Source organism: Nonomuraea sp. NPDC048901 (assembly GCF_040649695.1).
Taxonomy (GTDB): Bacteria; Actinomycetota; Actinomycetes; order Streptosporangiales; family Streptosporangiaceae; genus Nonomuraea.
This window is the reverse complement of record NZ_JBEZFW010000009.1, coordinates 389,452-402,223: the sequence shown is the minus strand read 5'-3', so window position 1 is coordinate 402,223 and position 12,772 is coordinate 389,452. Positions and strand designations below refer to the sequence as shown.

Below are 12,772 nucleotides of genomic sequence, written 5' to 3'. Positions count from 1 at the left end.
CTTCAGCCGGGTTTCGGGCATGATTAGACGGTGAACCGGTACGAACGCTGGAACATGCTGTTAGAGCTCGTCGCCGAGGCCGGCCGCCTGAACGTGTCGGAGACGGCGCGCAAGCTCGGCGTGTCCGCGGCCACGATCAGGCGCGACTTCGACGAACTCGCCGACCAGCAGTTGCTGACCAGGACCAGGGGCGGCGTCATCGCGCACAGCGTCTCGTACGACCTGCCGCAGCGCTACAAGGTCGCCCAGCACGCGCCGGACAACCAGCGCATCGGCGCCGCGGCGGCGGCCCTGGTGCCGGTGGGAGCGACGGTCGGGCTCAACGGCGGCACCACGACGACGGAGGTGGCCAGAGTGCTGGCCAACCGCCCCGACCCGCCCTCCGGCCGCCGCGGCCCGGCGTTCACCGTGGTGACCAACGCCCTGAACATCGCCCACGAGCTGGCCGTACGGCCGCATCTGCATGTGGTCACCACGGGCGGCTCCGCCCGCGCCGAGTCGTACGAGCTGGTGGGCCCGGTGGCGACGGGCATGCTGGCCGACGTCGCGCTCGACGTGGTGGTGCTGGGCGTCGACGCGCTCGACGTCAAGCACGGCGCCAGCGCCCATGGCGAGGGCGAGGCCGCCGTCAACCGGCTGATGGCCACCAAGGCCCGCCAGGTGATCGTGGTGGCCGAAGGCTCGAAGCTGGGCCGCCGGGCGTTCGCCCTGGTCTGCCCGCTGAGCAGGATCAACGTCCTGGTGACGGACTCCACGGCCGCGCCGGAGCTGACCGCCGGGTTCGCGGACACCGGCATCCGGGTGATCCGGGTCTAGGTCCCGCGTTTGATCGTTTCCGGTGTTCCGGCCGACCCTCACCGCTAGGCTTCCCGCTCTGTGCTTGACGCCAGGAAACGGGAAATGTCAGGAAGTGGGGGATCTAGATGTTGATCGCACTGGGCGTGATCGTCGCGCTGATCGTCGGCGTCGCGCTGTGGTGGAAGTTCCGCGACCCGCTCAGGGGTGAGGACTTCTACAAGTTCCACGTCGAGCGTACGTGGGCCTGGGAGCTCGTCCTCACCGAGGAGCAGGAGCGGGCGTTCATGGCCGGGCTGGAGGCCTATGACGAGGAGCGGACCGTCTTCCCGCACCGGGAGGCGGGGGCGCTGCACGTCTACAACCCGCAGATGATGGTCTCGCTGTTCCTCCTCACCGAGCAGTTCGCCGCGATGGGCCCGAGGGCGCTCGCGGATCCGGCGGGCGCCGTACGGCACCTGATCGGCCGCGCCGCGGAGGCGGAGATCGACGGTGTGCTCTACATCGACGACGAGTGGATCCAGGAGCCCGTCGACGGCCTGGACAAGTACGACTTCACCCGCGAGATGGGCATGGCCACGCACGCACAGGGCGTCCACGGGGGCGTCGGCGGCTATGGGAACGAGGACGCCGGCTACGGCATGCTCACGGTGCTCACCGAGGTGCCGGCGCATGTGCGGAGAATGTACGACGAAGCGCACAGCCACGCCTCGCCCGGCGAGATCCGCAACCGTCTCGACGTCTACAAGGCGGTGATCGAGGAGCCGGAGCCCGAGTTCGTCGCGGGGCTCGAGCGCGCCGACGGCGAGCAGAGCCGCTTCACCAACACGCTGATGTACGACTACAGCCGGGTGCTCGCCGATTACCAGGAGCTTCGCCCGCACATGCCGCACGCCCAGCCCGTGGACGTCATGTCCGCCGCCCTGGCGCGGATGCTCACCGAGCGACGCCCCGGCATCACGTGGACCCGGCCGCCGTCACAGGAGCAGCACGACCTCGCCCTGCGACTGATCTCCACCCGAGGCTGACCCGCGCGAGTCTCAGCGCCGCCGCCGGGGGAAGCGGCCCGTGAAGACCCGTACGTCCGCCGCCTCCCCGGCCAGGTCGCTCGCCCATCTGACCGCCGTCTTCAGTGACGGTTCTGGGGCGTGGTAGGCCCGGTCGACCGACCACCACCAGGTCTTCTCCCGGCGCGGCTCGGCGGCGAGCCCGGCCGCCGCCAGCCCCGCCGGGAGACCGCCCCGCTCCAGCAGCTCCGCCCACTGCCCCCGGCGCAGGTTGAGGTAGAGCAGTCCCTTCAGCTCGCTCAGCACGCCGAGGTCGCTGACGGCGGCGCGGGACAGGTCCAGCGCGTACAACCGCGGGCAGGACAGCAGCGGTGTCAGGTCCACGGGCCGCTCGGTGCGCAGCGTCAACGACCGCAGCGTGGCGTGGCCCGCCAGCGGCGCCAGGTCGATCCCGTCCATGGCGAGGTCGAGCAGTTCCACCGGAGTGTCGCGCAGCGGGGTCAGGTCCGCGCCCGGGCAGTTGTCCACCTTCACCTGCCACAGCACCGGCGCCCCGCGCACGGGCCCGAAGTCGACCCAGGGGGCGTTGAGCACCGACAGGCGCTGGATCCGCGGCTCCCAGCCCCGGATGGAGGCCGCGTCGGGACCGGCGACCGTCAGTGAACGGGTCTGCTCGTGGGCGTGCCGGTTCGGCTCCTTCATGTCACCGAGGTCGATCCACAACTCGCCGTTCTCGACCGCGTAGGCGCCGGCCTGCAAGGCGGTGACGTGCCGCCGCAGCAGGCTGGTCACGGAGTCGGCGACATAGACAGGGCCTTCGTCGTGGTGCGTGCCCATGCGGATGACCTGGCCCGGCCGCCCGTCCGGGCCGGGCGCCAGGTCCACCGCCAGGAAGTCGCCCCCGGTGCTGGTGGCGAACGGGATCCAGCACGGGTGGTCCGACGCCCGCCGCATCGCCAGGGCGGGGCCCACGCCGGTGATGAACGGCTGGTGGCTCCAGCTACGGCCGGCCGCCCACCAGCGGTTCTCCGGGCGGCTCTGGTCCTCCAGCAGTTCGAGGCCGAACCAGGGGTGCCGGTCCAGGAGTCCCTCACCGCCGTCGCCGTCGACCAGCGCGTAGAGGGCGCGCAGGTCCTCGGGGAGCGTCACGCCGTACCGGACCCGGAGCTGGGCCTCCAGCCAGGCCCGGCGCGCTTCGGGGAGCGCGGGGGGCGGGGCGTACTTGTCCGTGCCGGGACCGCCCAGCACCCGGTCACGCTCGCGTAAGTACGCACCGAGCAGCGCGACGGCCTCCTTCGGATCTCCCGCCGGGGCGGCATCCGGCCGGCCCCGCTGGAACTCCGCGGGCTCGGGCGGCAGCACGCCCCGATCGAGGACGTACAGGAAGCCGTGCTCGTCGTGATCCACGCGGTCCAGCGACTCGCTGACCACCGCTTCGAACCGGCCCTTGGCCTCGACCACCAGCTCGATGGCGAGGTGGTCGCCGCTCGCCCCGGCCAGGGTATAGATCTCGCACATCTCCGCGTGCAGGTCGATGTCATCCGCCTCGCCCGGCTCGACCCTCAGTCCGCGATGGCCGGACCCGTCCGGGCCGGTCGCGAACCCCTGCAGTTCGGCCCGCCGCCATCCCGCGGGCGCTCCGGCCGCGATCTTCTCGGCCATCGTACGGAGCACATCGGCGATCTCGGAATCACGATCATGGGTCACAGGACACACCTAACCATCGCGACGCGCCCGCTTCGTACCACGCACGATGATTACCCAGCGTATCGACTGGACACGTAGCGTCGTACAGGCTGTACAGGCTTTGGCGTCGTGGGAGGAAGGGCTCCATGCCGGGCATTGCCGGATCGCCGGCGAAGGCGTTGCGGACGCCGCGCGCCGCGGGAGCCGCGGGGATCCTCGCCGCGCTGCCGCTGGGCGGCGCCATGATCCTGGTGCGCAGGGCGGTGCCCGACCAGCCGATCGGCGCGGCCGCCTATCTCGCCGACACCACCGGCCATCACGCCCTGCGGGTGGCGCTGGTCCTGCTGCCGTTCGGGGGGATCTTCTTCCTGTGGTTCATGGGCGCCGTACGCGACTCCATCGGGGCGCGGGAGGACCGGTTCTTCGCGACCGTCTTCCTCGGCGCCGGTCTGCTGTTCGTGGCCACGCTCTTCGTCTTCGGCGCGACGGCGGACGCCTTTCTGGCCACGATCGGCACGATGCGGGACCCGTCGCGGCCCATGGCCTTCTGGCACTTCGGGCGCCACCTCACCCTGGCCCTGCTGACCGAGTACGCGCCGCGCATGGCCGCGGTGTTCACCCTGACGACCACGACCATCGCGACGCGTCTCGGCATCTTCCCCCGGTGGCTGTCCTGGCTCGGCTACCTCGCCGGGCTGGTGCTCCTCCTGGTCGTCAGCCACGTCGCCTGGTCGGAGATCGTCTTCCCCGTCTGGGTCCTGATCGTGGGCTGCTTCCTGATCGCCGCCCATCACCGGATGATCTCCGCAGACCTGCCCAACAAATGACCCTTTGCGCCATATCAGCTATGTGGCGTCGGGTACGTGGTGATGAGGGTGGCCTCGGCGGCAGGTGGCCGCCGGTCCGACGGGGAGTGTCACTGTGCGAGTTGTCGTTGATCTCACGCGCTGCCAGGGGTACGGGCAGTGCGTCTTCCTGGCGCCGGACGTGTTCTCGATGCACGGCCAGGAAGCGCTCATGTACGACACCGGCCCGGAGGACGACCAGCGCGAACATGTGCTGCGGGCGGCGGCGGCCTGCCCGGTCCAGGCCATTCACCTCGACCGGATGACCACCCAGCACAGAACCATGCGGCCGGAGCTGGGCCCCTCCCCCACGGGCGACGGCGAGGCGTTCAAGCGCCAGGGCCGCATCGTCATCGTCGGCGCCTCCCTGGCCGGCGGGCGGGCCGCCGGAGTGCTGCGCAGAGATGGCTTCACGGGCTCGCTGACCCTGATCGGGGACGAGCCGTACCAGCCGTACGACCGGCCACCGCTGTCCAAGCAGGTCCTGACCGGCAAGGTGCCCGCCGAGCGCACCCTGCTCCCCCAGCTTCGCGAGGTCGATGTCACCTGGCTGCCGGAGACCCGGGCGACCGGGCTGGACCTGTCCGCCCAGAAGGTACGGCTCGCCGACGGCGGGGAGATCGGCTTCGACAAGGTCCTGATCGCCACCGGCGCGCGGGCCCGGCCGTGGCCGAAGGAGACGGAGGCCGCGCTCGACGGCGTGTACGTCCTGCGCACCCTCGACGAGGCCAGGCGCCTGCGGGAGCGGCTGGCCGCCGGCGTCAAGCGGGTGCTGATCATCGGAGGCGGATTCACCGGGTCGGAGGTGGCGTCGGTCTGCCGCGAGATGGGCCTGCCGGTGACCCTCGTCGACCACGGGCCCGTTCCGCTGCGCGGCGCGCTGGGCAACGTGATCGGCGCGGTCGCGGCGGACATGCAGCGCGCGGCCGGTGTGGACCTGCGCTGTGAGGTCACGGTGGCGGAGCTGGAAGGGGACGCGGACGGGCGGCTGCGCGGCGCCCGGCTGTCCGATGGCAGCACCGTGGAGGCCGACGTGGCGGTGGTCGCGCTCGGCGCGGTCCGCAACATCGAATGGCTGGAGGGGTCCGGGCTGGCGTGCGGGGTGTGGGGGATCGCCACCGACGCGGGCTGCCGGGCCTTCGACGTCAACGGCGTGGTCACCGACAACGTGTTCGTCGCCGGTGACGTGGCCCGCTTCCCGCATCCGGTCTACCACTACCAGTTCGTCGCGCTGGAGCATTGGGGCAACGCCGTCGCCCAAGCCGAGGTCGCGGCGCACAACATGATCAGCGACCAGGCGCATCGCTGGCCGCATCTGTCGCTGCCGGTCTTCTGGTCCAACCAGTTCGGCGTCAACATCAAGTCGGTCGGCGTGCCGAGCTTCGCCGACGAGCTCATGATCGCGCAGGGTTCGCTGGCCGAGCGGCGGTTCGTCGCCGTCTACGGCTACCGGGGCAGGATCACCGCCGCGGTCACCTTCGACCACGGGATGTGGCTGGACTTCTACCGGCGCCTGATCGAGCAGGCCGCGCCGTTCCCCCCTGACTTCCACACGGTCGACCGGCTCGACGGATCACGGCCCGTTCCGGCCGAAGTGCCGGAGCGGATCAAGCCCGCCGAAGGAGCGACCGTGGTGGTGACCGGCCACGATCCGGGCGAACGCCGCGTCACGCTCGTACGCCCCCAGCGGTAAGACCATCTCGAACCCACGCGTCCAGGGAGGCACTTCGTGGAGCCGGCAAGCAGCTACCAGCAGATTCTCCAGTTCTCCAACCGGGCCGACCCGTACCCGCTGTACGCCGAGCTGCGCAAGACGCCTGTGGCACGGCAGGAGGACGGCAGCTACGTCGTCAGCACGTACGAGGAGATCGTGGCGCTGCTGCACGATCCGCGGGTCAGCTCCACCGCGGGGCAGCTGCCCTCGTTCATCTCCACCGATCCGCCCGAGCACGACCGGCTCCGGCGGCTGGCGATGCGTCACTTCGGGCCGCCGCATTCGCCGCGCAAGGTCGACAGCCTGCGCGGCGAGCTGGTCCAGATCGTGACGGAGTTGATCGACGGCCTCGGGGAGCGGGAACAGGCCGACATCGTCGACGACTTCGCCTACCCGTTCCCGGTCACGGTGATCTGCCGCCTGCTCGGCGTGCCATTGGAGGACGAACCCCGCTTCCACCACTGGGCGGACGAGCTCGTGGAGGTCCTCGGCCCCGGTGAGGACGACCTGGCTGAGCGGGTGAAGAGACGCCAGGCCGTGCTGCTCACGCTGGGCGAGTACCTGGCCGGGCTGATCGACGCCCACCGCGAGAACCCGGGCGACAACCTCCTGTCCGGGATGATCACCGACGAGGGCCCCGACGGGACGATGTCGCGGCAGGAGGTGATCGCGACCGGCACGCTGTTGCTGATCGCCGGCCACGAGACCACGGTCAACCTCATCACCAACGGCATGCTCACCATGCTGCGCAACCCGTGGCTGCTCGAACGGCTGCGCAAGGAGCCGGACCTGGCCATCCACACCATCGAGGAGCTGCTGCGCTACGAGCCGCCGGTGCACTTCCTGCCCAATCGGGTCGCCCTCGACGACATCCCCATCGCGGGTGTCACCATCCCCAAGGGCGCCCACATCATCCTCGCGCTCGCCTCGGGCAGCCGCGACCCCGCGCACCTGCGCGATCCCGACCATTTCGACCCCGACCGTCCCTACATCCAGCATCTGGGCTTCGGCGGTGGCGTCCACCACTGCTTCGGCGCTCCGCTGGCGCGGCTGGAAGCCCAGATCGCGCTGCGCGAGCTCGCGCGGCGGCTGGTGAACCCCCGCCTGGTCACCGATCCGCCGCCCTACCGCCCGAGCTCCACCCTGCGGGGTCCGCGTCACCTGGAGATCCAGTACGACGGCGTCAACCCGTACAGCGAGCTACCGGCCACGTAGCCCGGTCAGGAGAGCCAGGTTTCGATGGCGTGCGCCATGGACGGAGCCTGGTCCTCCAGCATCGTGAAGTGGTCGCCCTTCACCTCCCGCTCGGTGTGCTCGGTGTGCCAGGTGGCGCGCCAGTCCCCCGAGGAGGACGGCGACAGCGGCGTGTCCGGATGGAGGAAGAGGATGGGCGCCGCCACCTCGCCCAGCTCGCATTCGCGGAACAGCTTGTAGTAGCGGCCCATCGCCGACAGGCGGGAGTTGGTGAAGGGCCCGAACGCGTCTTCCCTGTCGAACATGCCCTCGACCATCTGCGTCCCGAGGTCGTCGATCACCTTGTCCTCCGGCATGAAGGTGTCGAGCAGGATCAGCCCGGCCGGGTGCACGCCGATGCCCTCCAGATAGGTGGCCGCGGCGTGCGCGAAGATCCCGCCGGCGCAGTAGCCGAGGAGGGCGAAGGGTTTGCCGTCCGCCGCGTTGAGCACGCTGTGCGCCCACATGCGCACCGCGGCGTCGGCCGTACCGGGGAGGCTCTCCTCGGGGGCGAAGCCGAGGACGGGCAGGGCGAGCAGGTCGCGCACCCCCTGGAAGTTCGCCGCGAGCCGGGCGAACTGGGCGGCTCCCCCCAGCGCCATGGGCGTGCTGAAGCAGAACAGCGCGGGCTCGGCGGGGCCGGTCGCCAGCTTGAGCGGCGGCGGGATCTCACCGAGTTCGTCGGGCGAGTCGAAGGAGGGGCGCAGGTCGGCCACGGCCCGCAGCACGGCCAGGCCCTGGTGCGTCTTGCCGGTGCGGGCCGCCTCACCGAACAACGCGCTGAGGCTGTCGCCCGCGTGCGGGTCGCCGGTCCGCGTACCGCCGAACTCCTCCGACAGGTGCCGGGCCAGGGCGGCGGGGCTGGGGTGGTCGAAGACCACGGTGGCGGGCATGCGCAGCCCGGTGGCCGCGGCGAGGCTGTTGCGCAGCTCGACCGAGGTCAGTGAGTCGAAACCGGCCTCCAGGAAGTTCTGGTCGGGGGCGATCGAGTCGGCCCCGGAGTGACCCAGCGCCCGCGCGGCGTGCGCCCGCACCAGGTCACGCAACCGCTCGACCCGCTGCTCGGCCGGCAGCCCGGCCAGCTCCGCCGCGAGCGACGGGTCGTGCGCGTCCTGACCGGCCGCTTCGCCGTCGGCGGCCAGGATCGCCTGTACGTCGGGCAGCGCGCGGAGCAGCGGCCGCGGCCTGGCGAGGGTGAACACGGAGGCGAACCGGGTCCAGTCGATGTCGGCCACCACGCGGTGGGACTCGTCGTGGTCGAGGACCTGCTCCAGGGCGCTCACCGCCGCGTCGGGCTCCATGACGCGGACGCCGAGCCGGCGCAGCCGCGCGCCGACCTCCTCGTCCACCATGCCGCCGCCGCCCCAGGCGCCCCAGGCGACCGAGGTGGCCGGGAGCCCACGGGCGCGCCGCGCGTGGGCCAGCGCGTCCAGGAACGCGTTGGCTCCCGCGTACGCGGCCTGTCCCGCCTGGCCCCACACCGCCGAACCCGAGGAGAACAGCACGAATCGCTCCACCGGGTGGCCGGCCGACAGCTCGTCGAGGAGCAGCGCTCCGGCGATCTTGCCTTCGACCGTCTCCGCGAACTCCGCGAGCGTGCTGTCGGCGAGCGGCACGTCGTCGCCCACGACCCCGGCCGCGTGCACGATCGCGGTCAGCGGGTGCCCGTCGGGCAGAGAACCGAGCACGCGGCGCAGCCCTTCGCGGTCGCCGACGTCGCAGGCGGTGATGGTGACCTTGGCGCCGAGCGCCGTCAGCTCGGCCTCCAGCTCGGCGACGCCCGGGGCGGCCGGGCCGCGGCGGCTGATCAGCGCGAGGTGCTCGGCGCCTCGGGCCGCCAGGCGGCGGGCGAGGTTCGCGCCGACGCCGCCGGTGCCGCCGGTGATGAGCACGGTGCCGTGCGGCCGCCAGGGGGTCTCGGGTGCCGCCTCGCCGAGCGGCGCGCGCTCCATCCGCCGGGCGAAGACGCCCGCCGCCCGTACCGCCAGTTGATCCTCGCTGTCCAGCCCGGACAGCGCGCCGCAGAGGCGTGCGATGCCACGTTCGTCCAGTTCGGCGGGTACGTCGATCATTCCGCCCCAGGTGTCGGGATGATCCAGCGCGAGGACGGTGCCGATGCCCCACACCACCGCCTGGGAGGGGGACTGGAGTTCGGCCGCGCGCTCCACGGCCACCGCGCCCGAGGTGAGCGCCCACAGCGGTGCGGAGATCTCCGCGTCTCCGAGCGCCTGCACCAGCGTGACGGTCATGACCGAGCCGTGGGACAGGACGGGGTGGGCCGGGTGGGGGCGGTCGTCGAGTGCCAGCAGGGACAGTACGCCGGTGACCGGCTCGTCGGGGAGCGCGTCGCGCAGGGCATGCCCGAGCGCGGCCCGGTCGTGGTCCCGCACCTGGATCGGCACCACCTGGGCGCCCGCCTTGGCCAGTCCGTTGACGATCGCGGCGGCGTCGACGCCGTCGGTGTCCGGCAGGGCGACGATCCAGGCTCCGGTCAGCGTCGCGTCGGCCGCCTCCCGTACCGGCCGCCAGGCCACCTGGTAACGCCAGGAGTCCAGCGTCGCCGCCTGCCGCATCCGGCGTCGCCACGCGGACAACGCGGGCAGCACCTCGTCCAGGGCGGCCGGGTCCACCTCGGCGAACCGCGGCACCTCCCCCCGGTCCACCGCTTCCCAGAACCGCCCGTCGAGCGGGTCGGCGGGCGCGGTGACCGCGGGCGCGGATTCCAGCCAGTAGCGCTCCCGCTGGAAGGCGTAGGTCGGCAGGTCCACCCGGCGGGCGCCGGGGTAGAGCGCGGACCAGTCCACGCCGACGCCACGCACGTGCAGCTCGGCGAGCGAGGTGAGCATGCGGACCTGCCCGCCCTGCTCACGGCGGAGCGTGCCGATGACCACGGCGTCCCTGCCGAGGGCGTCGAGGGTCTCCTGGATGCCCATGGTGAGCACCGGGTGCGGGCTGGACTCGACGAAGACCGCGTGTCCCTGTCCGACCAGCTCGTGGACGGCCGCGTCGAACCGTACGGTCTGACGCAGGTTGGCGTGCCAGTACGCGGCGTCGAGCCCGGCGGTGTCGATCCAGTCACCGGTCACCGTCGACATCATCGGCACGTCGCCCGTTTTCGGGGTGATCGGCGCGAGGTCGCGCAGCAGGCGCTCGCGCAGCTCGTCGACCTGAGCGGAGTGTGAGGCGTAGTCCACCGGTATCAGCTTGGCCCGGATCCCCTCGGCGGTGAGCTCCGCGACCAGGTCGCCGAGCGCGCCGGGCGCCCCGGAGACCACGGCCGAGCGCGCGCCGTTGACCGCGGCCAGGGAGTACTCACCCGGCCGCCGGGCAAGGCGCTCGGTCAGCTCCTCGACCGGCAGCCCGACGGACGCCATGCCGCCACGGCCCGCGAGCACGGCGCCGATGGCCTGGCTGCGCAGGGCGACCACGCGGGCGCCGTCCGCCAGCGACAGACCGCCCGCCACCGTGGCGGCGGCGATCTCGCCTTGGGAGTGGCCGATCACCGCGTCGGGACGCACACCGTACGAGCGCCACAGCCCGGCCAGCGCCACCATGACCGCCCAGAGCAACGGCTGGACCATGTCCACCCGCTCCAGCGGCGGCGTGCCCGGCTCACCGCGCAGCACCTTGGCCGGCGACCAGTCCACGAACGGCTGGAGCGCGCGCTCGCAGGCGGCGAAGTGCTCGGCGAAGGCCGGCGACTCGTCGAGCAGCTGGGTGGCCATGCCCGTCCACTGCGAGCCCTGGCCGGGGAAGACGAACACCGTCTTGCCCAGTGCTCCGGCCACCCCGCCGACCCCGGCGGGGACCTGTTCGCCCGCGGCGAGGGCGCGGACGGCGGCCAGCAGCTCCGCACGGTCCCGGCCCACTGCCACGGCGCGATGACGGTAGGCCGTACGGGTGGTGGCCAGGGAGAAGCCGATGTCGGCGGCGGACTGGCCGGGGTGGCGCTCCACGTGGGCGCCGAGCCGGTCGAGCTGGGCACGCAGGGCGGCCGCGCTCTTGGCCGACACCGTCCACGCGACCGCGCCCGTTGTCGCCGTCGCACCCGTTGTCGCCGTCGCATCTGCCCGAGACGGGGGGTCGGTCGGGACCTGGTCGTCTGTGGGGGCCTGTTCGAGGATCACGTGCGCGTTCGTGCCGCTCACGCCGAACGCGGACACCCCGGCGCGCCGGGGCCCGCCGCTGTCCGGCCAGTCGACGGCTTCGGTCAGCAGCCGGACGTTCCCCGCGGACCAGTCCACGTGGGACGAGGGCTCGGACACATGCAACGTCTTAGGCAGCAGGCCCGCCCGCATGGCCAGCACCGCCTTGATCACCCCGGCGACCCCGGCGGCGGACTGGGTGTGGCCGATGTTGGACTTGATCGACCCCAGCCAGAGCGGCCGGTCCGCCGGGCGGTCGGCGCCGTAGGTGGCCAGCAACGCCTGCGCCTCGATGGGATCGCCCAGCGTGGTACCGGTGCCATGCGCCTCGACGAGGTCCACGTCGGCCGCTGCGACTCCGGCGTCGGCCAGCGCGCGGCGGATGACCCGCTGCTGGGACACCCCGTTCGGGGCGGACAGGCCGTTGCTGGCGCCGTCCTGGTTGATCGCGGAGCCGCGGACGACCGCGAGCACCGGATGACCGTTGCGGCGCGCGTCGGACAGCCGCTCCAGCAGCAACAGACCGGCGCCCTCGCCCCAGCCGGTGCCGTCGGCGTCGTCGGAGAACGCCTTGCACCGCCCGTCGGGCGCCAGGCCGCGCTGGCGGCTGAACTCCACGAAGATGTCGGGGGTGGGCATGACGGTCACCCCGCCGGCCAGCGCGAGCGTGCTCTCTCCGCTCCGCAGCGACTCGCACGCCCAGTGCAGAGCCACCAGCGACGATGAGCAGGCCGTGTCGATGGTGGCCGCGGGGCCCTTGAGCCCGAACACGTACGAGATCCGGCCCGAGATCACCGCGGTGGAGTTGCCCGTCAGCAGGTGGCCCTCCGCTCCTTCCGCGGGTGCGCCGAGGCTGCCTCCGTACCCGTCGGCGAAGGCGCCGACGAAGACGCCCACCTGGCTGCCCTTCAGCGAGCGCGGGTCGATGCCGCCTCGCTCGAACGCCTCCAGCGCCACCTCCAGCATCAGGCGCTGCTGCGGGTCGGCGGCCAGCGCCTCGCGGGGCGAGATGCCGAAGAATCCGGCGTCGAAGTCGGCGGCGTCGTGCAGGAACCCGCCCTCGCGCGTGTACGTGGTGCCGGGACGGGTCAGGTCCGGGTCGTACAGGGTGGACAGCTGCCAGCCCCGGTCGTCGGGGAACAACGACACACCGTCGCGGCCGTCCGCCACGAGCTGCCAGAGCCCCTCGGGGTCGCGCACATCCCCGGGGAACCGGCAGCTCATGGCGACCACCGCGATCGGCTCGTGTTCGCGGGCCTCGGCCTCGCGGAGCCGTTCCCTGGCCTGCTGGAGATCGGCGGTCACCCGCCGGAGGTAGTCGAGGAGCTTCTGCTCGTCCGCCACGTC

At 72.3% G+C, this 12,772-nt stretch carries 7 protein-coding genes; 5 read left to right on the top strand and 2 right to left on the bottom strand.

Annotated elements, in window-relative coordinates; genetic code table 11:
• The first annotated feature begins 30 nt into the window (after positions 1 to 30).
• Both AB0C30_RS31485 and AB0C30_RS31480 read left to right on the top strand, forming a co-directional pair.
• A complete protein-coding gene (locus AB0C30_RS31485) occupies positions 31 to 816 on the top strand; it encodes a DeoR/GlpR family DNA-binding transcription regulator (protein WP_357951478.1) in 786 nt (261 codons plus the stop codon).
• Between the two features lie 107 nt (positions 817 to 923).
• Complete coding sequence (locus AB0C30_RS31480) at positions 924 to 1,823, top strand: hypothetical protein (RefSeq protein WP_357951477.1); 900 nt, start codon at positions 924 to 926, stop codon at positions 1,821 to 1,823.
• Between the two features lie 12 nt (positions 1,824 to 1,835).
• Here AB0C30_RS31480 and AB0C30_RS31475 read toward each other — a convergent pair whose 3' ends face one another.
• A complete protein-coding gene (locus AB0C30_RS31475; RefSeq protein WP_357951475.1) occupies positions 1,836 to 3,509 on the bottom strand; it encodes an SMI1/KNR4 family protein in 1,674 nt (557 codons plus the stop codon).
• A 125-nt stretch (positions 3,510 to 3,634) separates the two neighbouring features.
• Here AB0C30_RS31475 and AB0C30_RS31470 point away from each other — a divergent pair, with 125 nt between their 5' ends.
• The 3 genes from AB0C30_RS31470 (at position 3,635) to AB0C30_RS31460 (ending at position 7,262) form a co-directional block, all read left to right on the top strand.
• The gene (locus AB0C30_RS31470) at positions 3,635 to 4,315 is read left to right on the top strand and encodes a hypothetical protein (RefSeq protein ID WP_357951473.1); all 681 of its coding nucleotides are present in this window, start codon (positions 3,635 to 3,637) and stop codon (positions 4,313 to 4,315) included.
• A 94-nt stretch (positions 4,316 to 4,409) separates the two neighbouring features.
• Positions 4,410 to 6,026, top strand: a complete 1,617-nt coding sequence (locus tag AB0C30_RS31465) for an FAD-dependent oxidoreductase (RefSeq protein ID WP_357951471.1) — start codon at positions 4,410 to 4,412, stop codon at positions 6,024 to 6,026.
• A 36-nt stretch (positions 6,027 to 6,062) separates the two neighbouring features.
• Positions 6,063 to 7,262: a cytochrome P450 gene (locus AB0C30_RS31460; RefSeq protein ID WP_357951469.1), complete on the top strand. Its 1,200-nt coding sequence runs from the start codon at positions 6,063 to 6,065 to the stop codon at positions 7,260 to 7,262.
• A 5-nt stretch (positions 7,263 to 7,267) separates the two neighbouring features.
• Here the strand turns inward: AB0C30_RS31460 and AB0C30_RS31455 are convergent, their stop codons facing one another.
• Positions 7,268 to 12,769, bottom strand: coding sequence for a type I polyketide synthase (locus AB0C30_RS31455; RefSeq protein WP_357951468.1), 5,502 nt, complete (start codon positions 12,767 to 12,769; stop codon positions 7,268 to 7,270).
• Between the last annotated feature and the right edge of the window lie 3 nt (positions 12,770 to 12,772).

Excerpts from the sequence above, each read along its gene's own strand:
- AB0C30_RS31480 (WP_357951477.1), top strand. The coding sequence starts at position 924 with ATGTTGATCGCACTGGGCGTGATCGTCGCGCTGATCGTCGGCGTCGCG.
- AB0C30_RS31470 (WP_357951473.1), top strand. The coding sequence starts at position 3,635 with ATGCCGGGCATTGCCGGATCGCCGGCGAAGGCGTTGCGGACGCCGCGC.